This is a genomic window from Tenacibaculum sp. Bg11-29 (assembly GCF_002836595.1).
GTDB lineage: Bacteria > Bacteroidota > Bacteroidia > Flavobacteriales > Flavobacteriaceae > Polaribacter.
Genome location: NZ_PJBB01000003.1, coordinates 2,682,786 through 2,709,260, shown reverse-complemented (window position 1 = coordinate 2,709,260; position 26,475 = coordinate 2,682,786). Strand labels below are relative to the sequence as shown.

Sequence of the window (26,475 nt, the reverse complement as noted above, 5' to 3'; positions counted from 1 at the left end):
TTATGCTAAATTTGTATTTTGATTATTAATTAAATTAGGTAGTGAAATAAGATACTCATGAGGTAAATTATCTTTTACGTAATTGAATAATTGCTTGTAACTAAACTTTCCTAATTCGTATTTTTTTATTGCGTTTGTCAGCTTCTTTTGTGATGATAATCTGCGTTTTCTAATGTTAGAATCCTCTATTTGTTTTTTCCTTTCTGCTTCCTTTTTCTCCTGGTACTTTAAATGACTTTTCCATACTGAATGCAGTCCGTAAAAACCTAATTCATTTGAATTTTTACGTGTTTTATCAAAATATGCGAACGGAAACAATGCCTTTACCTCCTTATTTTTAAGAAACCATTTACGTGCAAAATCAAGCTTCCAACGATACTCTTTTAGTTTTTCAATAATTGTTAATTTGTGAACGATGTTAGCAAACACTTGTGTTTTTAAAGTATTAATAGTCTTGCGCCACTCCCCCACATAAACATTGTGATTTTTCCAAATTTTAGCAGAACTTTTAATAAAATCCTGAATTACTATCTGCTTAAACTCTTCATTACTAATAAGGGCGTATTGTTCAACCTTTTGTAAGTAATCATATCTTAAACCTTTGTAATTATTAAATTCACCACTAGCTAGTTTTTCAGCCAATTTGGTTTCATCTATAAAATTGGCAGTAAAATTTTCGGTTAGTAAATTGGTTTTACTCTTTGGTTCTGATATTTTAAGAAAATCGGGCCGTTTTATTTTTTTTTCGCCGCCGAAAGAAATTTCTTTTTTGTTACTTATCCCTTTGGTGTTCTCGTAGCCGTCCGCAGGACATTCGTTAGTGTTGCTTTCGTGTTCGTTTGCCAGCATCGAACCGCATTTATAAAGAGCTGTGCTATTTGCACAGTCTTTTATTTCTTTTTCTTTTAATTTAGTTCTAGTAGTATCAGTACTATCATGTAATTCTTTCCGATTAAAAGATTTAAAAAATTGAAAATCAGCATTTTGTGATTTTGGAGGATTTCCTTCTAAAACGGTTAAAATTTCAGGTTTAAAATTCACTGAAATAGGTTTTTCTGAATTAATAAACTTATAATTCACCAATAAACCTGCCTCTCTAAACCTTTTAATGTGGTTTTGCGCTGTTTTTTTACAAATTCCTAACATTGCCCACCCTTCTCTTTTATGTTCTGCTAACTTCTTGTGATCTATCTCTAATTTAGGAAGCTTATTTTTTAAAACAGAAGTAGGTTTATTCATTTGAAGAAGAAATGAATTTCTAGTTTTTAATTGCGATACATAAAAACCTGCTAAGGTTCTAAACATCATTTGCGAAAAAGGTTTTAAAGTCTGTTCTCTTTTTTTAGGTAAAATTTTATAAGCTAAAGGGCTATTAAATTCTGCTACTTTTTTATTATAGTCACTAATAAAAAGCCTGTTGTTTTCTTTTTTAAACTTAGTAATTGCGCTTAGAAACTCTTTATTCGTAGTTTTTACAATTGATAAGTTATAAGCTGCTATTTTTTTGTTTTCTTGAGTAACCTTTTCATTATAAATTTCTTTATGCTTTCTAAAGTTATTCATTGCATTATTTACAGCTGCTTGGTTTAAGTACGGAAAATTTATATATGAATACTGTTTTTGCTCGTACTCTTGCTCTTTACCTCTTTTAAGCAGCAATAAACCATGTGTAGCATTAAACGCTTCTACCGATTTATTATACTGTACATCTGTTACTTTTTTTCTATACGCATTATCAATAAAATGTTTAATGGTATGCTCGGTAACTGCGTTTAACTTGCGTTTTCTTAAATTGTCTTTAACAGCCTCATTATAAACGCCAATACTATTAAGTATTAGTTTGCGTTTTTGCGTTTTGTTTGCGTTATTTTTTGTATTTTTGTTCATAGGAAATAACGTGTTATATCTTTCTTTTTTAAGATTGGTTTTATCATACTTATTCCTTTGGTAGAAAGTGGTAGAGGGTCGAAATTTCTAGCCACTTTCTTTATTTTATGCTACTTTATTTATTACTTTACAATTACCTGCTCTATTAATTAAAAACTCATTTAATTTATCTTTTAGTTCTAAGAGTTTATAGGATGCTAAGCATTCTGAAGATTTAAATTTTTCTAAGAATTTTAAAAACTCATTAAAAACACTGTTTTCACAAGTGATTAATGATTTAAAATTACTGTTTGGTAAGTGGTTGGCTTTTCCTTTTACATAAAAAACTTGTAGCTTTTCTGAAAAGAAAACTTGAATAATATTTTGCGGTTTAATTGCGCAATTTTGCTTGGTAATTTGCCCTTTTTTCATTGTTTAAATATTAAAATGGCAGACTAAGAACTTACTATTAAAAACTAAACTACGAACTATATAAAACTCTCTTAATCTGCCAATATGTTAATGATCTTTTAAAGAAAGTAACTCACAACTTTAGAAAAGGGCTAACTTTTAAGAATGTTACTTAGTAACGATGTTGTGAGTTACTGTTAGATAAGCTTTCTTACTTATCCCTTTGGTATTTTTAACCGATTAATGCCCTTTTATCGGTTTGTTAAAAGCAAATTAAATTGCTTTATTTTTTATTTGATAATTCCATTATTTTCCCAATATTTATTGAATGAACTAATTGAAATCATTAACCCTGAATTTTTTCTATTTCCGTTTTTTGAAAACTTAATATCTCCAGTTTCTAATAACTTCAAAACAAAACTTCTTGAAACTCCTGTATCTTCCGCTATTTTTTTGGCTGTTACCCAATCTATCGCTGTTGTCATATTTCTAATCGTTTTGAAAATGAGATATAAAACTCATTTTTAGTTTTACTGAACAATCTTGCAACCCAACATATATCACTTATTTATGTATATTTGTTTTGTTGAGTACAATATTAAGACACTTTTTGGACAATAGCAATATTTTTGGACACTTTTTTTACACTATGAGATAATGGTACAGGAAAAATTTGAGAAATTACTTATAGATTTAAGATTAACACCTGACGAATTCAGTAAAATAATTGGGGTTGGTAAAAGTTCTATATACAAGATTCTTAGGGGTGATACTAAAAAAATAACAAGATTGTTGGCTAAGAAAATAAACTCTAAGTTTGATAAGTATTCGATTGATGATTTACTTAGTTTTAATTTTGATTCACAACCGAAAGAAAAAGAATTAATTTATAAAAATGAAAATGAAAAGGTCTCTTTTTCTGTTAACGAAATAATAGATATCGTTTTAGAAAATGAAGAGTTATTTATGAGTAAAAAGAGTTTTTCTAATTTAATAGAAATTAAAGTTTCTAAACGCATAGCTGAGATAACCTCTTCAAAAGAGAAACTTGAAGAATATCTAAAGTCTTAAAAAACGATTATTTTAATAAATTCAAATTATAAATTGATACGCTTTTATATATTTTAATCTTTTGATTTTGTTTTTCAATAATTTGAATCTGTTTTTTATAGTCTTTTTCTTTTATTTGACCAGATTCTTTTAGCTTTTGAAGTATTTCTTTTTTATTTTCCATTATCAGCAACTTTTTCTAATAATTCCCATTTCTCATCCTCTTTTTCTTCTTTAGTATAATTCAAAACATGAGAAACTAAATTTCTTATATTTTCCAAAAGCTTACCTTCTATAGAAAAAACTCTAATGATAAAATGATAAATAAAGTAAGATAACGGAAACATTACTCCTAATAGAACTAACAAATATGTAATATTAAAGTAATCTCTAGCAGTCATAAAAATAGAGTGGTATAACCAAAACAATGAAATTGCAATAAAAGATATTGCCGCTTTAGGTTCGTACCATTTTAGCAATCCTTTTCTATATAAAATAGCATCTTTAAATGCTAAAAAACAAGAAACAATAAAGAATGTTAATGAAAACCCAAATGATTTCAACCAATAATGTAAACTATTTCTACCGTTAAAACTAAATTCAATTCCAATTTTTTTTCTCCTTTTTGAAATAGCAATGAAATCAGCTTTCCGTTCTTTTTCGTTTCTATTTTTAATTAAAAAGTAATCATTTTTTGAAATCAAATTATTTTTAAAAACACTATCATGAGAAGTTTCTTTTTTATTCCACTCCTTTTTTAATTGAGATCTTTCTTTATTTAATTCTAAACTTGCTGGGTTTTCTTTAAATGGTGTAAAAAAACTATGAGAAAAAGATGCTGTTATTCCAATTAAAAGTAAAACAACAGCAATTATGCTAGTTATTTTGCTCCTACCCTTCACCATCGTCTTCTGGATCTTCTGTAACGATGACTCCGTCATCTCCTGGGTTTGTTGATTGGAGTTCTTTTCCTTGTGTTTCATTTGGTAAATTTTCTAATGAACTATCTGTACAACTTGATAATATAATTACACTAAACATTGCTAATAATAAGACTGCTTTTTTCATTTTTACTTTATTTAAATTAATTTTTAAAAAAGTAAAAATAATGGTATTTTATATTAAGTATTCATCAGTCGAAGGTTTTTCATTTTAATTTTCAGCAAATAAACATACTTTTATTCTAATTTACAATACCCAATACCCCTACATTAAATAGGGTTACCCCTATTTTCTTTAACATTATTTTAACATTTAACAAACCACTTAATAAATATAAATCTTGAACATACAAAACACCTCGTTAGAGGTGTTTTGTGGTAAGTATATATACTGAATTAACGGTTTTGCTAAGTTGCGTGGGCGATTAAAACAGTTGCCCTATCAAACCGCTAAATAAGTAAGTCGATTTAATTAACATATTTATGTTTTGAACAAACTAATTGAATTGGCTTGCTGGTGTTTCTTAATTGTACTAAACTTTCAAACTACTCATAAGCGCACATGAAATTTAGCTTTTGTTAGCGTTTTGTTGTTTTTATAATCCAATTCCTGTTTTCTTAAACTCTTTAATTTTCTCATCTACAAAATTGAAATCTTTACTAAGAAGAAGAGGGCTACCACATAAATGCAATAAGCCATTAATAGCCCCTATATTAACTATCCTATTATTTACTTTAACGATTTCTGGATGATAAATATTTTCCCATAAAATTACAGCTTTTGACTTTAATAAATCCTCATTTTCATCCATCTTCTCAATCAAAACAACGACATTCTGAAACAGTCTAATATTTTCTATAATTGCCTGTAAGTTTGATGTATCATATCCGTCATTACTCAAGTCATCTTGAGCAGCTGAGCATATGGTTGTCAATTCACTCTGTTGTTTTTGTAATTCTGTTAAGTTTCGTGAAATTACATCGAAATTATATTGATTTCGATTACTTTTATTTGCTTTAACTTGCTCTCTGAAAGTAATAAATATTAAGATTGCCCCCAACCAAGCAATAAAAGGAGCGGTAATACCATTTATCGTAGAACCTATATCACCAGTTTTTGAAAAATCAAAATCTGAAATAATTGCTTCCCTTGTAAATAACCATGGTGTGAACGCTATGAGAATTGTGAAAATAATTATAAAAAACCATTGGTAGTTAAATTTGAAATTAGGTAGTTTAAAATCAAGATTCAATTTTTGTTTTTCTTTTTTAGTAAATATTAATTTAATTAATACATAACCTAATAATAGGAAACTGATTATTCCCGTTATATAAAATACTAATTCTATTATTTCTTTCATTGGTTGTTTTTCATTTTACAATAAACGCTAACGTTAAATATATGGCAAGTTGGGCAGAAAATAAGCAATTATCTTCGATTGAACCACAAGCCAAATCTTTTGTATTTTGTTTTAATTTTTCTCTTTTAATACCAAATCAAAAGATTTGGCGACTTTGCAAATAGACACAGACCTTTGGATTAAACACTAATCGCCCAATTTGTTATATATAGTGTTACCACCTTTACTATTTATTTTTAGTTAATCCAACTATTTTTTGAGCTGTGTCAATTACAGAATCAATCCCAGACTTTATACCACCATCTACATCTTTATCCGATTTAGAACGTTTTCTTAATGGGTCTTGATGAATCTCAGATAATGCCATTTTAATATATTCCTTGTATTCATCAGAATTATCTTGCCCATTATTTAATTGCTCTGAAAATCCAACAATTGATTTTGCAAGGACCATTTTATAAGAATAGTCTTCTATTACATTCTTTTGTCTAATATATTGGTTTGCACAAAAAATAGCTCCTATAACAGTGAAAGGAGTTAATGCTATACGTCCAATTGTACCAGAAATATCAGTATGTCCAGATAAAACAATCCAAATACCAATTCCAATTGTTAATAATAAAAAGAATCCAGCTCCTAGTAACCATTGTTTATAATTGCTTTTTTCAATTTTATCGAGTTGCGTTTGGAAGGAAGCGCTAAGGCCTCTGGCAGTATTGTATTCTAAAGCTGTTAAGGCTTGGTTAATTGTATCTTTAGCTTTTTTATTTAATTGTTCTCTTTCTTTTTCAAAATTTTCAATATTAGTATTGTATTCTTGTGTACGTTTGTCAATTGAATCAGCTTGTATTTGTCTTTTTTCTACATTTTCTTCAAAAACCTTAATAGTAGAGGTACTTTCCTTTGCTTCTTCGAGTTGTTCGTTAGTATTTGCGACAGTTTCTTTAGCCGAAGTTATTAAACCATTTCCCTCTGCTATTTTCTCGTCTAATACAGATATTCTTTCTAATAATTCCTCGTTTTTGTCATTAGTATTATTAACTCGTTCCTTTAAATCTTCCAAAAGATTAGATAGTTCCTCATTTTTATCGGTTAAGTCAACTAGTAATTCTTCATTCTCTAATTTTGTCTTTTTTACAACTTCAATTTCCTCTTCTAATAATTGTTTTTTACGACCTACATTTGATATTTCTTCGTCGAAATTTAATAATCGTTCTTGAGTATATCTTATATGAAATGGTCTAATTGCTTGTTTTAAATTATCAAGTTGTCTCCAAAGCTGATTAGGAGATTCAAGATAAGATTCTGTATTTTTTAATCCAGTTAATATTGCTTGTCTTTCATCGTAAGTTGAAAGTTTTAAAAATTGATTAGGAGCTTTTGTAAGTGTTGTAATATCCGTTAATAAAAAATCCAATCCTCCTAAAAGCCCACGATAACTATATTCATCTTCATTACCATAGAAAGAATCATTATATACAGATTTATCAATTTTTGTAATTTGTTCTTTGATTGAGTTTTTTAATTCTCGAATTTCAGTAATGCTTGTTAATTCCATTTTATATCGTGTGATTAACTTTTTTCGTATTGGTGGTAACAACGGGATATATGTACTGGTACATATATTTCCATTATATTTTTTTAAACAAAGCTAAGGGATTTTTAATTAATTTAAAGCTATGAAATACTTTAAGTTTCAACAACTACTCTTGTCGTTTCTTACTTTCTAACTTAGTGAATACAAATTATAATATTTATCGTCAATGAACTTTTTTGTCGTTTTTTTTGTAGCCGATAACTACTGCTATTCTAATGTTTCTTTACTCAAATCTTGAGCATAAAAAACATCTTAATTTTTTATCATTTAAACCAATTTGGCACTGATACCATAGCTCTATGCGTTGAACCATCATTAATTCCTCTTTTAGCTGTGTAGGCTATTAAGTCTGCTCCTTTTCTTTCAAACCAACGAGTAATTTGGTATTGTCCGCTTGGTACTGGCATCCATTCTCCCCCATTAATTTGCATTTCATATTGTTGATTCATTGTCCAAACTTGAGAACTGCCATCTTGGTTAAGTTTAAAATTAAAACCAGGAGGTATTATTGAATGGTCATCAATTCCAATACCACCACTAGCTGTGTTAGAACCTAGTCCATTATGAACACCAGAACGTGCATATTCTCCACTTGGTCCAAATTCTGCGGGTGCAGCATCCCAAGATACTCGCTCTCTCGTTTTTATGTGTCCTAAATCAGCGATAGCTCCAGTACTAGATTCCCATGAAACTTCATGATGAAGAGTTGCTGCACCTGTTGACATTGATTTCGTTTTGAAATTAATGAGGTTTCCTGTAGTTGATGCATTTTCCATTACACTTGATTTTGCCATAATTCTTTATACTTAATTTAATTAATCTTTTTTTTGTTTGGTTTAACGTGCCTTTTAAATTGCCTGTAACAACGGTATATATGTGCTGACACATAAATTTCCATTATATTTTTACTAAATCTAAGAGATTTTTAATTAATTTAAAGCGCTGAAATACTCTAAATTTAAACAGTTACAGCTACTATTTTCGCTTGTTTCGTTGCAAATTTCATCTAATAATAAAATAGTTTATAAAAAAAACACCTAAACGCTTATTTCTAAAGCATGAGAGACGTAAAAACGGGTATGAACGTTACTTATTTAGGCTTGTAAAGCTATTACTTCTTTAATGTTTATTTTTACGGATTTTCGTAACTTTTATTACGGATTTCCTTTAACTTTTATATTTATTAGTAGTTATTTTTGAGAAACTAAAAACTAAAAATTAAAAATTTTACTATGTTAGAAGACTTTAAGAATGATTTAGTAATAAAAGGATACCCACTCTACAGTTTTTTTTTATATCTAAATAAATTTTACTTATCAATTTAGAAGACCTTATATATATTTGATCTATTAAATTTAAATCCGGGGGGATTTAAAAGATTGATTAATTGAAAAGAGCCGTAATGGCTCTTTTCTTTTGTTTTAAAGCCTATAATTTTACGGTTACACCTTACTTATTTTATGGTTTTACACCTATACCTCTATCTTTAATAATTTAACTTTGAGAATATATAGCTTTCTTATGGGGATAAAAAGCTTTATTAATCAAGGGTTCAGAAATGAACTCTTTTTTATTGCTTTAATCTTATCGCTTTTGCAACACTTATTTTAATATTCATTTTCTTATTTTTTTGCATAAAAAAACACCTTGAAAAAGGTGTTTTTTGGTAAGTAGACCTTATAATTTATAAATAAAATCAGGCCTTTTTTATACTCTCTACTCTTTGTTTTTTCTTATCATAAACCAAAATATAACTTTCCACCTTCTCACCACCATCAAAATAAAAATATGCATATATCATACTAATATTATCTTTTGAATAATACCCGTATACATCCATACCTTCTGTTGCTTCAAAATGCTCTTTAAAAAAAACAGGGTAATTAAAATTACTAACGTTCAAGAAATAATCTCTAATAGATTCCCCTTTTTTAAATTTAATAAACATCTCTTTTGTTTTCTCTAAAAACTGATCCACTTCTCTTATTTTATTATTTGAAATATTTTGCTCATCAATAATTTCATTCTTTTTATTATAAAATTTAAAAATAGTTTTTCCTTTAACATTAGCCTCTGGTCTATATTTCGACATGAAACCATCGATTATAACTGAAAGGACTGGTATAAAAAGCTTCTTTCCTCGGTCATTCATTTTATCCTGATATACATGGACTAAAATATCATTAACATTATAATCAATAATTACATCTTCAGCCCCCGTATATGTTTTTACTAAAGATAAATCCTCTTCTAAAACTGAATTTTTACAGGATAATAACACTGACAATAAAATAAAATAAATTAAAGCTCTGTTCATTTTTGTTTTTACTTCAAAACTAAACATTATTTACTTACCACAATTCTTTAAGAACTTTATCTATTACTTGTCTATGATAATTATCTATTTTTTCCTGCGGAAATACATCTAAATAAATATCGGTTGTAGATTTAGTTTTATGACCTAATAATTCTTGTAAATAAAGAAATGGAACTTCATTTAACTTTGCTAAATTTATAAAGGTATACCTAGCTGACATTGAGGTTAAATTAAAATCAACATTTAAATCTTTTTTTCCTATGTTTCGTAAATTACTATTTATTACTGTAAGCTTGTGTTTATAAGCTTTATAATCATTAATACTAGTATCTTTATTATATCCGTTTTCTAATAATGGAAAAACGTAATCGTTTCCTTTAACAAAATATTTTTTTATAATTTCTCTAGCTTCAGGGTAAATTTTAATTTTCTGTTTAGTATTAATTTTTGTTTTTAATTTTTCTCTAGTAAAACTAAAATACTCCCCTTCTATATCTTTTGGTTTAATTAGCGCCATTTCAATAAAATTTATTCCTCGCATTAAAAAACAAAATTTCCAAAAGTCTAACGACATATCTTTATAAGACTTTCCCCAACCAGTGCCATAATTAAGTTTAAATAGTTCTTTTGTCTTAATTAAGTTTAAGTTTCTATTTATAGTTGTTGTAGTTATTTTTTTACTAAAGAGTGACGATTTAAATGGGTTTTTCTTAGGTACAAAATCATCTTGTTCAATAGCGTAGTTATATACTTGCCTAAGTATTGATAAATATCTAGTAGCACTTTTTAAACCTTCATCTTCTAAAAACTTCTTATATTTAGATAGTAATTGAAAATCTAGTTCGTTAAACGAAATATCTTTACCTCCTATAAAATTTTTAAACTTTTTAAGTTTAGACGCATCTAGTAATTTTGTAGAAATACCAATTTTATTTTCAAAATTAATTTCAGCAGAATATTTAAAAAACATTATTTCTTTAGTATCCTTTCCGGCAAATATGCTTGCAATTTTTTTTGAAGACCAACCTTTATCAATTCCTTCAAACAGCAACTCTTCGCATTCTAAAAGTTTTTTTTGACATATTAATGAAAGCCTTCTATTTTTAGGAAGGTTCGTTTTTATATCCCACTCTTCAATATGACAATTAATATTTAGCGTTGTTATTGCTTTTTTTTTATCTTTAAGTATTTGAATTATTATAGGATGAGAACAATCTTTTAAAGTTTGTGAAGTTTTTAATTTTAATTTAGCTGAAGCCATAAAAGTGAAGTCGTAAAATATTTTAAGTGAACTATAAGTGAAATTAATTACGCTAAATATACATAAATATATTAAAAACTTCACTTTTAAAGCTCCTTAAAAACTAAACAAATACGACTACATAACCTATACCCCCTATAAAACCAGTATATTAAGCTCCTTTAATTGACTGCTCAAAAGGAATCCTATTAACAATACTTCTACCCAAAGTAACTTCATCAGCATATTCTAACTCATCACCAACAGAAATTCCACGAGCAATTGTAGACGTTGTTATATTACACTTTTCAATCTGTTTATATATATAAAAATTCGTTGTATCACCTTCCATTGTAGAACTTAGGGCGAAAATCAATTCTTTCACTTCACCTTCTTTAACTTTCGCCACTAATGATTCTATTTGTAAATTCTGCGGACCAATACCTTCAATAGGCGATATCTTTCCTCCTAACACATGATATACGCCCCTAAATTGTGCCGTATTTTCAATTGCCATTACATCACGGATATCTTCAACAACACAAACTATTTCAGCTTTTCTATTAGGATTGTTACATATTTCACACAAAACAGTATCTGAAATATTATGGCATTTGCTGCACGAATTCACATCATTTCGTAAATGAGTTAATGCTTCAGTTAAAAATTTTGTATTCTCATTCGGTTGCTTTAACAAATGCAATACCAAACGAAGCGCAGTTCTTTTACCAATACCAGGTAATCTACTCACTTCATCTACTGCCCTTTCTAGTAATTTTGACGAAAAATCCATGGCGCGAATTTACAATTTTTCAAAGAGCATTCACTAACATATCTAACTTAAAAAAAGTATCTTCGTGCTTTAAATTTAAACAAACATTTTACAATGAATTCAGATATTAAAAATTTAGAACCGAAAGCTGTTTGGAAGAATTTTGCTGATTTAAACGCAGTACCTCGTCCTTCAAAAAAAGAAGAAAGAGTCATTCAGTTTATGGTTGATTTTGGAAAAAAACTAAATCTTGAAACCATAGTTGATAAAGTTGGTAACGTTATTATTCGTAAACCAGCCTCTTCAGGAATGGAAGACCGTAAAATGATTGTAATGCAAAGTCATTTAGATATGGTACACCAAAAAAATTCTGATACTGTTTTTGATTTTGATACAGAAGGAATTAAAATGTTTATTGATGGTGACTGGGTAAAAGCAGAAGGAACTACTTTAGGTGCAGATAACGGTTTAGGTGTAGCATCTATAATGGCTGTTTTAGAATCTATCGAAATTGTTCACCCAGCTATTGAAGCATTATTTACCATTGATGAAGAAACTGGGATGACTGGAGCAATGGGATTAGAAGGTGGAATTCTAAAAGGTGAAATCTTACTAAACTTAGATACTGAAGATGATGATGAAATTAGTATGGGTTGTGCTGGTGGTGTAGATGTTACTGCTACAAGAACATATACTGAAGAAGCTACTCCTGAGAATACAACTGCTTTTACAATTTCTATTACAGGTTTAAAAGGAGGACATTCTGGAATGGATATTCACAAAGGCTTAGGAAATGCTAACAAAATAATGAATCGTTTATTATTTGATGGTTTTACAAACTTCGGTTTACGTATTTCTGAAATAAACGGTGGAAGTTTACGAAATGCAATACCACGTGAAAGCTTTTCTAATGTAGTTATTGATACTGTTTCAAAAGAACCTTTCTTATTTGAAATCCAAGAATTAATAACAATTATTAAATCAGAATTTTCATTAATAGAACCTAATTTATCAATTGATTTAAAAGAAATTGAAATACCAAAACAAGTAATGGACTTAGGTATTCAAGAAGGCTTAATAAAAGCAATGTATACTGCTCTAAACGGTGTGTATCGCATGAGTCCAAGTATTGAAGGATTAGTAGAAACCTCTAATAACATTGCTCGTGTTTTAGTAAAAGAAGGAGCTATTAAAATAGGGTGTTTAACTCGTTCTTCTTCTGACTCAAACAAATGGGATTTAGCAAATTCACTACGTTCAGCTTTCGAATTAGCAGGATTTGATGTTGAATTTTCAGGGTCTTATCCAGGCTGGTTACCTAATTTAGGTTCTGAAATATTAAAGATAGTTGCTAAACTATATGAAGATTTACATCATGAAAAGCCAAATGTTGCAGCTTGTCATGCAGGTTTAGAATGCGGACTTTTAGGTCAGAATTACCCTGAGATGGATATGGTTTCTTTTGGACCTAACATTAGAGGCCCACACTCTCCTGATGAACGTGCTCAAATTTCATCTACACAAAAATATTGGAAATTTTTATTAGAAATTTTAAAGAACATCCCTAGTAAAAATTAATAAAAAGTATTTAAATATAATATAATCCCTTCATTTTAAGTTAAAATGAAGGGATTATATTTAACGTGAGAATTTTCATATGAAGCGTTATTTTCTAAAACGGTTACTTTCTTTTATGTAATTGCACAGATTCTCAGGCATATTCGGAATTAGTAGTTTCTTTATTTTTCTAAAAATAAAATTAACACAAAATAAAAATTATAAATATATTTTTTTTAAAATAAAGGAGGTTATTTTTTTTTTAATATTGCTCCCCCTATACTATATACTTATGCTTTTTATAATTCCTAAAAACACAACACACACATAACCAATTAACAACTACTTAAAGTGAAAAATTTATTTTTATTCCCCTAAAGATTAAGTAAAGATTCTTTCCGTTGATAATTACTGTAAAAAAAATAATCAACGTCTTAAATATCATGCTTTATCTATTTGTCTAAATAAAGAAATATTTAGTATTCTATTAAGGAAAACAGATACGAATTTATATAAAATTTTAAGTTATTACATCTTCATTAAATTCAATTACTTAATATAGCTATACATCTATATTTTTAGAAAAAAAACAACGATAAAACCCTATTTTAATAAATTTTACATAGAAAAAACTTCAATCAAGATAAAATCGTAAATAAAAAAACAAGATCCAATTACTGTCCTTTTTCAAAACGGAAAAAAACATTTTTCTCTAACAGAAATGTTTAAGTAAAAAATGTAAAATACTGAATAATTATACAGCATATTATCCTTATTTAAAATTTATTTATTGTTTTTTTTATTTTTATAAAATTATAATTATACATTTATAATCTGTAAAAAATAAAATTGTGGATAAAAATGAAAAAAAAAATACTGCTATCACTTTTATTAATAGTCAATTATAATCTTTTCTCTCAAAAGAAACATGAAAAAAAATTCTATAACTATTTCGACGAAATCATAGGTCAAAAAAACACCGATTTAAGTTACGGTACACTATTCAAAAACAAATACAAAAAGATAGATGGTAATCACAATTACTATGAAGTAGATGAATTTAGAATAGGGCAAGTTTCTTATAGAAATCAGTTTTTCAGTAATGTTCTTATGAAATATGATTTATTCGATGATAATTTAATTATTTATATAACTCAAGGGTATGAAAACTTCCCTATCAAACTTCACTCTCATCTTGTTGAAAAATTTAAGATAAACAATACTGATTTTATATATAACACTGATTTTGGTTTTTTAGAAACTTTATTATTAAAAAAGGAGATAAAACTATACAAAAAATATATCAAAAAAAAACACAAAAAATTAGATAAAAATTTTAGTTATTACAAGTTTGAAAAAGACATTTTTTATTTAATCAATTTTAAAAACAAAAATTATGTTATCAATAAAGTAAAAGACATTTTCAAAGTTTTTCCTGATAAAAAAAAACAGATAAAAAAATTCAATCAAAAGAATAGTTTTATCCGAAAAGATAATTTTGGTTTATTTATTAAAAATTTAATAGAATCACTGAATCCAAAAAATCAATAAAAAGCATGAAAATAGATAAGATGTTTTTTGCTATATTTTTTACAATTAGTTTTAATTTACTAGCTCAAAATAAAACAGATAAGTTATCTATCAATATAGATAATCTCAATAAAGAACAAATAATTAATTTAATAGAAAGCAAAACTACTTATAATTTTTTTTACTTAAAAAAATGGTTAGATAAAAAAGTTATAACCAAAGACTTTAAAAACTTAAATATTTCTTCTATTTTAAATCACGTTCTAGATAATTCTGATCTAAACTTTTTTATTGATAAAAATAAAATTATACTAACAAAAGGAAATTTAATTCATAAAAGTAGTTATCAAAAAAAAGACTATAAACAGTTACAAAACAACAATCTAAATTTTCTTTCTAAAACACCTATAATAGATAATTATAATTTTTTAAAAATAGGAAAAGATAATAATAATTATAATAATAACACCTATATACTTTCTGGTTATATCAAGAATAAAAAAACAGGAAAACCAATAGAAGGTATTAATGTTTTTGAAAGAAAAAAAAATAAATCTACCACCACGAATAAAGAGGGCTTTTATCGTTTAAAACTTACTTACGGAAAAAACTATATAGAAACTTCTTTTACAGGTTTTAGAAATGATGCGAAGAGTATTATTTTATATGGTAATGGTAATTTAAATTTTCAGGCTTATGAAGAGTCTGAAAAATTAGATGAGATAATAATTAATGCTAATCAGTTTAGTAATAATATTAAGGAATCAATAATAGGTATTACTCAAATAAAAGCTAAGGATATTAAAACTATCCCTCAAGTATTAGGAGAAAGAGATATTTTAAAAGCAGCAACAACATTACCTGGAATTAAATCTGCAGGAGAAGGAGCTGAAGGAATAAATGTTAGAGGTGGAAAAGTCGATCAAAACTTATTTCTTTTAGATGGCGGTGTAATCTATAACCCTACACATTTTTTAGGTTTATTTTCAGCAATAAACCCTTTTACAACTAATGACTTAAAAATTTATAAAGGAAATATACCAGCCGAATATGGCGGTAGGATTTCTTCTGTTTTTGATCTAAAAACTAAAGACGCTAGCACAAAAAAAATAAAAGGAGAAGCCTCTATTGGACCTGTTACTGGTAACATAAGCCTTGAATTACCTATTATTAAAGAAAAAGCAGGGTTAATGATAGGGATTAGAAGTACCTATTCTAATTGGTTATTAAATGCTTTGGACAACAAAAGGTTCAAAAATAGTAGTGCAAATTTTTATGATTTAATAACAAAATATAATCATAAAATAAATGAGACCAATTCAATAAAATTAACAGGTTATTATAGTAAAGATAAATACCAAATAGCTTCAGATTCGATTAACTCTTATGGCAATACTATTGCTTCTTTAAATTGGAGGCATCAATTTAATGATAAAAATATTGGAAATTTAATACTTTCTAATAGTAGCTATACTTTTAATATTGATTATGAAAACAATAGCAATAAATCCTTCAATCTAAAATACAAAATTAATGAAATGAGTATGAAGTTAAAAATGAAATATCTTCATTCAAAAAAACATAATTTCACTTATGGCGTAGAGTCTAAATTATACAATATATCTCCAGGAACAATAAAACCAAGTAATGAAAATTCTTTAGTAACTCCTCTTAGTATAAATAAGGAAAGAGCTTTAGAAAATGGAATATTCTTATCTGATAAATATCAGATAAATAAAAAATTAACTATAAATTTAGGCTTACGTTTTTCTCAATATCTTGCTTTAGGAGCATCTAACCAAAGGATTTATCGAGAAAACTTACCTAAAAATGAATCAACTTTAACGAATACATTGCAGTATGATGAAAATGAGATTTACAAAACGTATCAAGGTCTAAGTTATAGATTATCTACTAGCTACTTAGTTACACCCAGTTTCTCAATTAAAGCGGGAATTAATAAATCTTTTCAATACATACATCGATTAAACAACAATACTAGTGCCTCACCTATAGACACCTGGAGACTATCTAATATTAATATTAAACCTCAAGAAGGAATACAAGCTTCTTTTGGTATATTTAAGAATCTAATTACTTCTAATTATGAAATAAGCTTAGAAAGCTATTATAAAGAGTATAAAAACATTTTAGATTATAAAACTGGAGCTAATTTACTATTGAACGAAACAATTGAAACCGATGTACTTCAAGGTCCTGGTAAATCATATGGTATTGAGTTTTTGATTAAAAAGAAAATGGGACGATTAAATGGATGGTTAGGCTATAGCTATTCTAAGTCTCTTTTAAAATTAGATAGTGAATTTAACGAAGAAAGAATAAATAACGGTAATTATTTTGTAACAAATTATGACAAACCTCATGATCTAAATTTAATTTTAAATTATAAGTTAACTAAAAGGTTTAGCTTATCAAGTAATTTTAATTATCAAACAGGTAGACCTGTTACTTATCCTAATGGAAAATATTCTTATCAAGGAATAGAGTTTTTAACTTATAGTAATAGAAATGAATTTAGAATACCTGATTACTATAGATTAGATATTGGACTTAATATTGAAGGCAACCATAAAATAAAAAAACTAGCCCATAGCTTTTGGAATATTTCTATATATAATGTACTTGGACGAAACAATCCTTATTCTGTGTTTTTCAGAACTGAAGGCGAAAATATTAATGCTTATAGAAGCTCTATTTTCTCTTTTCCTGTCCCTACAATTACGTACAATTTAAAATTTTAACGATTATATTATGAAAAAAACATGCTATTATTTTTTATTTTTTATTGCGATAAGCTGTATTGAACCAATTGAAATTAAATCTACAACTCAAAATAAAGAGTTACTTGTAATTGAAGCCATAATTACAAGTGAGTTTAAAAAGCACGAAATTAAATTATCAAGAACTATACCTATTGATTCTTTAAGTTATAAATTAGAGGGAGGAGCATTAGTTAAAATTATTGATGAGTTTAAAAACACATATAATTTTGAAGAAATTAGTACAGGGAAATATAGATCTAAAACTGATTTTAGCGCTTTAAAAAACACCGAATATACTCTAGAAGTTGAAACTAGTGATGGAGAAGTATATTCTTCTAGAGCAGAAAAAATTACAGCAGAGTCTAAAATAGAAAATATAACTTCTATACCCACTCAAAGCTTCTTTGATGAAGAGGGTGTAATGATTAGTGTTAATAGTTCTACTATTGATGATAATGCAAATTATTATCGATTTGAATACAACGAAACCTATAATATTTTGCCTCCTTTATGGTCTAAAGACACAATCATCGTTACTTCTGATACACCTCCGTTTGGAATAAAAATCGAAACTAAAAAAAACATTAATAGAGATAAAGTTTGTTATAAAACTAAATATTCAGATAAAATATTCCAAACTGAAACAAAGTCATTAGTCGAGAATAATGTTGTTAATTATCCTTTAAGATTTTTATCTTATTCTGGCTTAATACTTTCTTCAAGATATATGCACAGATATACAATAATTGTCAAACAATATGTAGAAAGCTTCGAAGCTTATAATTATTATAATATACTAAATAAATTTTCAGATATAAACAATGTTTTCTCTCAAATACAAACAGGGAATTTAACAGGGAATATTCAATCTAAAAAAAAACCAGACAAAAGTGTTATTGGTTACTTTAGTGTTGCATCAGTTTCTGAAAAAAGAGTGTTTTTCAATAGAAATGAACTTACAAGTCTTCAACCTACTTTTGATGAAAATTGTAAAATACTAAAAACAAGTCTTGCTTCTGGAGATAAAAAAGAATCTCCTTTGATTAGAGCGCTTAATAACGGTTATATTTTTTTTGCTAAAACTGATGATGAAAACCCTTATTATTTAACAAAAAGAATATGCGGTGATTGTACCGCGCAAGGAACTAACGTAAAACCAGTATTCTGGATTGATTAAGAAATAAATTATGAAAAAGAAAAAAAATATTATACTAATTCTTTTCACATTATATACAATAGTAGCTATAGCCCAATCAAATACTGATGACTTACCTATAGAGAAAACGTACATCCATTTTAGTTCTAACTTTTTATTAACTGGAGAAAACCTATATTATAAAATTTATAATCTATCTCAAAAAAAATTATCTCCTTATAGTAAGATTGCTTATGTTGAAATTATAGATGATAATAACAAAAGTCTAATAAAACAAAAAGTAAAATTAAATAATGGAACTGGTTATGGAGATATTTTTATTGAATCAAAGCTAAAAACTGGTACTTATAAGCTCATTTCTTATACACAATGGTCTAGGAATAAACAGATTTTTTTTGAAAATGATCTATACATTGTAAATCCTTTTATTGAAAAACAAAATAGCGGAACAAAAACGATACAAAAAAACACATATACTTCTAATAAAAATTCAAAATACAATCTTAAAATTAACAAAGAAAAATTTTTGAATAGAGAAAAAGTGATATTAAAAATCGAAGAAAATATTAAAGGTAATTTCTCTATATCTGTTAATAAAAAACAACCTATAAATATCCCCTTAAAGAAAAACATTAGAGATGTTTTTAATAAAAATTCGTATTCTCAAAAAATATCTGAAACTAAATTTCTCCCAGAATTAAGAGGCCAACTAATTCAGGGTAAAATATTACAATCAGATAGTATTTCTGCTGAAATATCGAATATTAAACTTGGTTTGTCAATATTAGGAACTAATCCTTTTTTTAGAACTTCAATAACTAATGATCTTGGTGAGTTTTACTTCAATGTTAGCAACAATGATTCTTCTACTGCTTTTATTCAAGTTCTAAATAAAGAGAGGGGAAATTATAAAATTAAAATTAAAAACATTCCATTATATAAACAATTTAAAAACTTCAAGTATCTAAAATTAGATGACAAATTAATGAATCTAATTGATAAAAGAACTGAGTATATGCAAATAGAAAACTCATATCACGAAGTCAAAAAAAACTTAGAATTGCCCTTAATTATAGAAGAAAATATTTTTGATAAAATAAGTTTAACTTATACTTTAAGTGATTATAAACAATTCAAAACAGTTAAAGAAGTTATTATTGAAATTTTAAATGATGTTTGGCTAACTAAAAATAAAAACAATAATTATATACATGTTCGTGATTCTAATTTAAAAACTGACACAAAACTACCTAGTTTATTAGTTGTTGATGGTAACATAATCTTTAACCATCAAGACTTCATGGAATATGATACCAAGAAGATAAAATCGTTCTCTTTAGTAAAAAACAAATATCTTTTTGGAAGTGTTTTATATCAAGGAATACTTTATGTTAATACTTTTAAAAAAGACTTTAAACCAAATTCAGAATATGTAAGTCAGATTGATATACTTAGACCTGTTTCTTTGAAAGAATATTTCTTTCAAATGCATGATGTACCTGAAAAAACAAAAAGAATTCCTGATTATAGAACCCAACTATACTGGAACCCCAATGTTGATTTATCTACGAAAGAAATTACTTTTTACACTTCAGATATCTCAGGAGAATTCGAAATTGAAATTGAAGGTTTTACTCAAAAAGGAAAACCAATATCATTAATAAAAACTTTTTTTGTCGATTAATAAAAACCACAACTGATCGATCAGTTGTGGTTTTTTGTTTACATTTATAAAATGAATTTTTTAGCACATTTATATCTTTCTGGTAATAATACTGATTTAATGATTGGTAACTTTATTGCCGATCATATACGAGGTAATAAATTTTCTCATTATCATGAGGAAATACAAAAAGGTATTTTTTTACATAGAGAAATAGATACTTTTACAGATACTCATCATATTGTTAGAAAAAGCAAGCGTAGATTACATGAACGCTATGGTCATTACGATGGAATTATAATCGATATTTTTTATGATCATTTTTTAGCCAGAAACTGGAATACTTACTCACAAATACCACTAAATACTTACGTTAAATCAGTTTATAAATTATTACAAGATAATTACAATATTCTTCCTGAAAAGACACAAGAAATACTTCCATTTTTAACAAAGTATAACTGGTTATATAATTATCAGTTTGCTAATGGTATTCAAGAAGTCTTAAACGGTATGAACAAGCGCACTAAAGGAAAATCTCAAATGAATTTAGCTTCTGAAGACCTGTTAGTTCACTACCAATTACTTGAAAATGATTTTACATTATTTTTTGAAGACTTACGTAAATTTTGTGACTCTAAAATAAATCCAACAACTTAAAATCATGAAAAAAGGCTTTTTCTTTACTTTCTTACTTATTAATTTATTAAGCTGTAAAACAGTTACAAAAAAGGAAAAAACAATTGGCTTAATTACAAATAAAGCAATGGTTGTTTCTGCTCGTAAAGAAGCTTCTAAAATCGGAACTGACATTCTTAAAAAAGGAGGGAATGCTTTCGATGCAATGGCAGCCACAGAACTTGCGCTCGCAGTAGCCTATCCGTATGCTGGTAATATTGGTGGTGGTGGCTTTATGATATACAGAAAAAAAGATGGAGAAATTGGGGCTTTAGATTATCGTGAAAAAGCACCAATTGCCGCTACAAAAAAAATGTTTTTAGATACTAATGGAAATGTTATAAAATACAAAAGTACACTTGGCGCAATGGCCGTAGGTATACCTGGTACAATTGCTGGTGTTTTTGCTACTCATAAAAAATTTGGATCACTACCTATTGCTGATATATTAACACCTGTAATTGCATTAGCAAAAAAAGGTGTTATTGTAACAAAAAAACAAGCTTACAAAATAAAAAAACATCAACCATCTTTTCTTAAAGCAAATAAAGATTCTATCCTTTTTTCTAAAAATTGGAAAGAAAATGACACTATAAAATACAACGCTTTAGCTAATACTTTAATGCGTATTTTAAAAAATGGCCGTGATGAGTTTTATAAAGGAGATACCGCAAAACGTCTTGTAAAATTTATGCAAGAAAATGGAGGTATTATGACCGAAGAAGATTTAGCTAAATATAAAGTAAAATGGAGAACACCTATTACTTTTAAGTATGATGACTTACGTATTATATCTATGTCACCTCCTTCTAGTGGAGGTATTTGTTTAGCTCAAATTATGAATGCTATTGAACCTTACAACTTAGATAAATTCGGACACAACACAACAAAAACAATACAAGTTGTTACAGAAGCTGAAAGACGTGCTTATGCAGATAGAAGTCATTTTTTAGGAGATCCTGATTTTGTAAATATTCCTTTAAAAACTTTAACAAGTAAAGAATACATAAAAGAAAGAATGAATAACTTTTCTTTTAATAAAGCAACCTCTTCTAAAGATGTTTCTTATGGAAGTGTAGAAATGGTTGAAAGTAACGAAACCACTCACTACTCTATTGTAGATCAATTCGGTAATGCTGTATCAGCAACAACTACTATAAACGCGGCATTTGGCTCAAAATTATATTGCGAAGATTTAGGCTTCTTTTTAAATAATGAAATGGATGATTTTAGTAGTAAGGCTGGCACACCAAATATGTTTGGTTTAATTGGAGCTAAAGCTAACGAAATTGCACCTGAAAAACGAATGTTAAGCTCTATGACTCCTACTATTGTTGAAAAAAACGGAAAATTATGGATGGTTGTAGGAACACCTGGTGGATCAACAATTATAACTTCTGTTTTACAAACCATTTTAAACGTACATGAATTTAAAATGGGAATGCAAGAAGCTGTTAACCAACCACGATTTCATCACCAATGGTTACCTGATGTTATTATGATGGAGCCTAATAAATTTGACACAACTGTAAAGCAAAACTTACAAAAAACTGGTTACATTTTAAACGAAGAAGACTCACCTGTAATCGGAAAGGTTGCAGCCATTTTAATATTACCTAATGGAAAACTAGAAGGTGGAGCCGATCCTAGAGGAGATGACAAAGCACTTGGTTTCTAATTATTAAATAAAACTATAAAAAAAATACTAAAACAGTTTGATTTTTATCAAGATTACAAAAAATCAAACTGTCTTTAAACCAAAAATAATATGTAAAAGTTTAGGTTTAAATTTATTTTTATTTGATACTGCTATTTTTAATAAATATTTTAAATTCTTCTAAACTACCATTAAACATGTCTAAATCATCAGTTACACCATCAAGCTTATAACTATCAGACCTTTGCCACATTAACCATCCTTTTTCTTTCCAAGCATTAGGTAAATCAGGAGATTTTTCTCCATTATAATTAGCTATCCATAATTTATAATCTGCAAAAAAAGAATCATTCAAATACTTATTCCCTGTAGAAACACTTGTATATATTATAGGTTTACGTTCTAGTATTTTCTCTAATTGATTAATAAAAATTTTTAATGTATGTTGAACTTCTTCTACAGATTGTGATACATCAATTCCTCCAACTTCAAAATCTATTATCGGTGGAATATCTGATTTTTTAATACTTGCAATAGTATTCGTAAAATGGTTGGCCTGAGCTATAGGATCATCATCACTTCTATAAAAATGATAAGCGCCTCTTATAAATGATTTTTCTTTAATCATTTTCCAATTATAACTAAACTTTGGATCGGTATACGTAATTCCTTCAGTAGCTTTACAAATAATAAAACTTAAACTATCTTTTTGTTTACTTAACTCAGTAATTTCATCACCTTGATATTTAGAAATATCAATACCATAAACAAATAACGGAGCATTACTTGTTACTTTTTTAGATTTAGTTTCGTTCTTTAAAATCGAGCTGTTAACTTTTGTTTCTTTTTTAGATTGATTACAACTAATAATAATTAGTATTAAAAAAACATATGTTGATATTTTTTTCATTTTTGTTAACTTTATATAATAGTTATAAAATAGTTTTTCTTGATTTAAAAATACATTTTTTATCCTTACTATAATCCAACTTTACCCCTATTAATTTCTCGTAATTATCTACAAAATAATTTTTAGTAGGTACAGAAGCATCTTTAAAACTAATAAATGAACCATTAGTTTCATTTATTATATAATCACGACATACTTCCATCCAATCTAAAGCTCTATTTGAATAAAAACGTGTTGGAATTACTTTTTCGATTGTATTTTCATCCATTTTACATTTGCAATCAGTTTCACTCTGAGTAGGCATATCCCACCATGTTTGGTATTGAATTGTAAAAGCGCTCTCCTGAAACGGAAAAGCACATTTTAAAGCAGATTTTTCTCTAGCTTCTTTAGTTCCATAAAAGTCTCCCTGAATAGCTCCCAAAGTAATGTATGATGAAATATTTGTTTCTTCAATTCCTTTTAATAATATTGATTGCAATGAACAAACTAACTGTTCTCTACTCTTGTCATCCCAACTACTTGTTGGCATTCTTGATGTAATTTTATGAGGTGCAGGACAATCAGTTTCTAAACTCAACCCATTTTCTTTTGCAGTAACAGAGTACCTATCCCATGACTCAAAAGTATATGGATACCCATTAGTAACTCCTTTAATAAAAGTTAGAATATGTGCGTCATTAGTTAATTCATCAAACTTAATTTTCAATCCTTCAATAACAGCAGCTATCATTTCTATCTTTTCTTCTTTATTAAAATCAGGATCCTTTTCTATCAATTTAACTAAATAACTCCCCCATTCTATCATCATTGTTTTCAACTCTTCACGCGTACCTCCAAAATGTCCGTTTAGTGTCCAGTCTAAAACTGCATTTTTAGATATTTCCTTTTTACTAGTAACCTGTTTCGCTACAACCTTTAAATTAGTCCCTATTAGTTGATTATTTTTTCCTGGTGTTGTTATACTTTCCCATGCTTCAATAACTGCTGTCGCTTTTATTTTTTTGAATACAGGAAGCATATCATAAGATATATGAAAACTAGAAGCTATGTCTGGTAATTCAAAAGGCTCATAGAAAAATTCAGTTACAATACCATAACTCAATCCTCCTCCTCCACGGATTGCCCATAATAATTTACTAGTTGCACCTTCAGTATTGCCTTCAGTAGCTTTTTCTTTATTATAAAAAACACTAGATCCTAAATATTTCACAGTACCATCTCCTAAAACGATGGTTGCCCCCATTAATCGTTCGCACCCCATTCCATATTTACGAGTCCAAGGCCCCCAACCTCCTCCCATCGTATATCCTGCGATGGCAACACTTTGGCATGTTCCGTGTGGAATACCTAAATGTTCTTTATCTAATACTTCTTTTATGCTTTTAAACTTTGCACCAGGTTGAATACTTATTTGTTTAACCTCTCCTTTTTCTATAGGATAATTTTTTAAAGAAGCATCAGTCTTATTCATTAGAGCAAAATCAATCAATACTTTTCCTGTAGCGACACATTCTCCTTCATGGTCATGGCCTCCAGATTTTACAGTAATTTGTATATTATTGTCAGTTGCATATTGAGTTGCTATAGCCACATGCTCTGTATTATGTGGCTGTACAATTAAAGAAGGCATGAAATCGAATCTTCTATTAAAAACTTTTCTTAATTCATTATATGAATTATCTCCTGAGGGTTGCCAAAAATTAGGTTTTATTATACAATCGCAAAAAGCTTTTTTAAAATTATCAATCGCTTCTTGGTCAATTTTAACTGTATACATATCGTTTTTCATAATTATAGGGGGAATAAATTTTATTCTGTATTATTAATTAATATTTATTTTTTTAAAGCAGCAAGAATTTTATCTTTCTCTTCTCCTTCAATTTTTTCTAAGAAATTAAAAAGCTTACTGTGCTCTTCTTTTTTTATAGTCTCTTCTGTAACTTTAAGCAATTCACTTTCTACATCATCTTTTAAAGTACCTAAACCAACTTTAAAAGGTGTTCCATCATAATATCTTGCTATTGTTCCTGGACCTTCTGGTGAGCCATGGTCGGCATCAATAGATTCTCTCCACTTTCTTGCATGACTTGCCCATTCATCTTGATCAACTAACTCTGGTTGAGTAAACCAAACATTCCATGTAAGTATATTATCTTTTTGTAACATATTACCAGATCCTAAATTGAAAACGTCCATAATAAATTTATTAAATTCATCTACTACTGGATACCCTGTTTTTTTAATGGCTCCAATTTGTACATTTAAATTACCAACAGTCCAAGCTGCTGCTTCGTGTTTCGCAAAGTCAGGAATAGGAAAACCACTACTCTCCCCTTTATTTAAAGGAAATACTGGTTGTTCAGAATCTCCAACTAAACTTGTAAAAACAACTATTGCTTGTGATTTTTTTGAAGGAAAAGGCAAGTAACTTTTTTCAAAATGATCCCACAATTGCTTTACTATAAAATTCTGTTTTGCTCCTGGGCTAAACCATATTTTACCAACAACCCCCATATCGGCAGCCAATTCTTTATTATCTTCATTTACCCAGCCTCTTGTTCCTGTAACTGTAACCTCTACATTTAAGGTTCCTAAAGAAGGAGAACTAATACCTTGTTGTGGGCAAATAATAGAATATACTTTTCCAGTATCTGTATATCCAATTCTAGAAATATCAGGAGCAAACATTTGATAACATCGCTTAGAATCTGGTTTTCCCATTTGTGTTTCCCAACTGAATTCTGGCCATTTCACTGCTTGTTGTCGTTGAAGTTTGTCTATATTCAACATATTATCTGGCATTGGTAATGAGCTAAGATCTGGGGTTGGGTATGCAAATGCAGGGTTTGACGCTGCAAATCCTCCAATCCAACCTGCTGGTATTGCTGTTTTTAATTTCGTTTTCATTTTATGTTTAAATTAGTTTAGTTTATATGATTTACTTTAACTCTTTGTATGGAGCATTCTATTTTAATAGGTAACC

At 27.8% G+C, this 26,475-nt stretch carries 23 protein-coding genes; 8 read left to right on the top strand and 15 right to left on the bottom strand.

What is annotated here, in order from left to right; translation table 11 throughout:
- The 3 genes from CXF68_RS12265 to CXF68_RS12255 all read right to left on the bottom strand — a co-directional run bounded on the left by CXF68_RS12265 (nt 1) and on the right by CXF68_RS12255 (nt 2,762).
- Nucleotides 1-1,887, bottom strand: a complete 1,887-nt coding sequence (locus CXF68_RS12265; RefSeq protein WP_101045097.1) for a hypothetical protein — start codon at nt 1,885-1,887, stop codon at nt 1-3.
- Between the two features lie 105 nt (nt 1,888-1,992).
- Nucleotides 1,993-2,298 (bottom strand): hypothetical protein, encoded by a 306-nt coding sequence (locus CXF68_RS12260; protein ID WP_101045095.1) that lies wholly within the window; start codon nt 2,296-2,298, stop codon nt 1,993-1,995.
- Nucleotides 2,299-2,567: 269 nt separating this feature from the next.
- Nucleotides 2,568-2,762 carry a helix-turn-helix domain-containing protein gene (locus CXF68_RS12255; RefSeq protein ID WP_101045093.1) on the bottom strand — a complete coding sequence of 65 codons (195 nt, stop codon included), beginning with the start codon at nt 2,760-2,762 and terminating at the stop codon, nt 2,568-2,570.
- Nucleotides 2,763-2,934: 172 nt separating this feature from the next.
- Here CXF68_RS12255 and CXF68_RS12250 point away from each other — a divergent pair, with 172 nt between their 5' ends.
- Nucleotides 2,935-3,348 carry a hypothetical protein gene (locus tag CXF68_RS12250; RefSeq protein WP_101045091.1) on the top strand — a complete coding sequence of 138 codons (414 nt, stop codon included), beginning with the start codon at nt 2,935-2,937 and terminating at the stop codon, nt 3,346-3,348.
- Between the two features lie 7 nt (nt 3,349-3,355).
- On the opposite strand, the gene CXF68_RS20605 is transcribed toward CXF68_RS12250, so the two are convergent.
- The 9 genes from CXF68_RS20605 to recR form a co-directional block, all read right to left on the bottom strand.
- The gene (locus CXF68_RS20605; RefSeq protein WP_157821920.1) at nt 3,356-3,511 is read right to left on the bottom strand and encodes a hypothetical protein; all 156 of its coding nucleotides are present in this window, start codon (nt 3,509-3,511) and stop codon (nt 3,356-3,358) included.
- Complete coding sequence (locus tag CXF68_RS12245; protein WP_101045089.1) at nt 3,501-4,232, bottom strand: hypothetical protein; 732 nt, start codon at nt 4,230-4,232, stop codon at nt 3,501-3,503. The genes CXF68_RS20605 and CXF68_RS12245 overlap by 11 nt, the downstream gene beginning before the upstream one ends.
- Entirely contained in the window at nt 4,219-4,395 is a 177-nt protein-coding gene (locus CXF68_RS20600; RefSeq protein ID WP_157821919.1) for a hypothetical protein, read from the bottom strand. The genes CXF68_RS12245 and CXF68_RS20600 overlap by 14 nt, the downstream gene beginning before the upstream one ends.
- Nucleotides 4,396-4,864: 469 nt before the next feature.
- A complete protein-coding gene (locus tag CXF68_RS12240) occupies nt 4,865-5,629 on the bottom strand; it encodes a hypothetical protein (RefSeq protein WP_101045087.1) in 765 nt (254 codons plus the stop codon).
- Nucleotides 5,630-5,855: 226 nt separating this feature from the next.
- The gene (locus CXF68_RS12235; protein WP_101045085.1) at nt 5,856-7,187 is read right to left on the bottom strand and encodes a hypothetical protein; all 1,332 of its coding nucleotides are present in this window, start codon (nt 7,185-7,187) and stop codon (nt 5,856-5,858) included.
- 302 nt (nt 7,188-7,489) lie between these two features.
- Nucleotides 7,490-8,020 carry a hypothetical protein gene (locus tag CXF68_RS12230; RefSeq protein WP_101045083.1) on the bottom strand — a complete coding sequence of 177 codons (531 nt, stop codon included), beginning with the start codon at nt 8,018-8,020 and terminating at the stop codon, nt 7,490-7,492.
- 902 nt (nt 8,021-8,922) lie between these two features.
- A complete protein-coding gene (locus tag CXF68_RS12225) occupies nt 8,923-9,543 on the bottom strand; it encodes a hypothetical protein (protein WP_157821918.1) in 621 nt (206 codons plus the stop codon).
- 34 nt (nt 9,544-9,577) lie between these two features.
- Complete coding sequence (locus tag CXF68_RS12220) at nt 9,578-10,804, bottom strand: phage integrase SAM-like domain-containing protein (protein ID WP_101045078.1); 1,227 nt, start codon at nt 10,802-10,804, stop codon at nt 9,578-9,580.
- A gap of 151 nt (nt 10,805-10,955) precedes the next feature.
- On the bottom strand, nt 10,956-11,576 hold the full coding sequence (recR, locus tag CXF68_RS12215) for a recombination mediator RecR (protein WP_101045076.1): 621 nt from the start codon (nt 11,574-11,576) through the stop codon (nt 10,956-10,958).
- A gap of 93 nt (nt 11,577-11,669) precedes the next feature.
- Here recR and CXF68_RS12210 point away from each other — a divergent pair, with 93 nt between their 5' ends.
- The 7 genes from CXF68_RS12210 to ggt all read left to right on the top strand — a co-directional run bounded on the left by CXF68_RS12210 (nt 11,670) and on the right by ggt (nt 22,600).
- Nucleotides 11,670-13,133 carry an aminoacyl-histidine dipeptidase gene (locus CXF68_RS12210; RefSeq protein ID WP_101045073.1) on the top strand — a complete coding sequence of 488 codons (1,464 nt, stop codon included), beginning with the start codon at nt 11,670-11,672 and terminating at the stop codon, nt 13,131-13,133.
- Between the two features lie 840 nt (nt 13,134-13,973).
- A complete protein-coding gene (locus CXF68_RS12205; RefSeq protein ID WP_101045071.1) occupies nt 13,974-14,663 on the top strand; it encodes a hypothetical protein in 690 nt (229 codons plus the stop codon).
- Nucleotides 14,664-14,668: 5 nt separating this feature from the next.
- Nucleotides 14,669-17,404: a TonB-dependent receptor domain-containing protein gene (locus CXF68_RS12200; protein WP_232771652.1), complete on the top strand. Its 2,736-nt coding sequence runs from the start codon at nt 14,669-14,671 to the stop codon at nt 17,402-17,404.
- A 10-nt stretch (nt 17,405-17,414) separates the two neighbouring features.
- Nucleotides 17,415-18,602, top strand: a complete 1,188-nt coding sequence (locus tag CXF68_RS12195) for a DUF4249 domain-containing protein (RefSeq protein WP_101045069.1) — start codon at nt 17,415-17,417, stop codon at nt 18,600-18,602.
- A 10-nt stretch (nt 18,603-18,612) separates the two neighbouring features.
- Nucleotides 18,613-20,265 (top strand): hypothetical protein, encoded by a 1,653-nt coding sequence (locus tag CXF68_RS12190; protein ID WP_101045067.1) that lies wholly within the window; start codon nt 18,613-18,615, stop codon nt 20,263-20,265.
- 51 nt (nt 20,266-20,316) lie between these two features.
- A complete protein-coding gene (locus tag CXF68_RS12185) occupies nt 20,317-20,904 on the top strand; it encodes an ACP phosphodiesterase (RefSeq protein ID WP_101045065.1) in 588 nt (195 codons plus the stop codon).
- Between the two features lie 4 nt (nt 20,905-20,908).
- A complete protein-coding gene (gene ggt / locus CXF68_RS12180) occupies nt 20,909-22,600 on the top strand; it encodes a gamma-glutamyltransferase (RefSeq protein WP_101045063.1) in 1,692 nt (563 codons plus the stop codon).
- Nucleotides 22,601-22,718: 118 nt separating this feature from the next.
- Here the strand turns inward: ggt and CXF68_RS12175 are convergent, their stop codons facing one another.
- From CXF68_RS12175 to CXF68_RS12165, 3 genes are read right to left on the bottom strand one after another with little or no spacing between them, the layout of a single operon-like run.
- Nucleotides 22,719-23,489, bottom strand: a complete 771-nt coding sequence (locus tag CXF68_RS12175) for a GH25 family lysozyme (RefSeq protein WP_101045061.1) — start codon at nt 23,487-23,489, stop codon at nt 22,719-22,721.
- Between the two features lie 22 nt (nt 23,490-23,511).
- Nucleotides 23,512-25,281, bottom strand: coding sequence for an FAD-dependent oxidoreductase (locus tag CXF68_RS12170; protein ID WP_101045059.1), 1,770 nt, complete (start codon nt 25,279-25,281; stop codon nt 23,512-23,514).
- Nucleotides 25,282-25,325: 44 nt separating this feature from the next.
- Nucleotides 25,326-26,399 carry a hypothetical protein gene (locus CXF68_RS12165; RefSeq protein ID WP_101045057.1) on the bottom strand — a complete coding sequence of 358 codons (1,074 nt, stop codon included), beginning with the start codon at nt 26,397-26,399 and terminating at the stop codon, nt 25,326-25,328.
- Nucleotides 26,400-26,475: the final 76 nt, after the last annotated feature.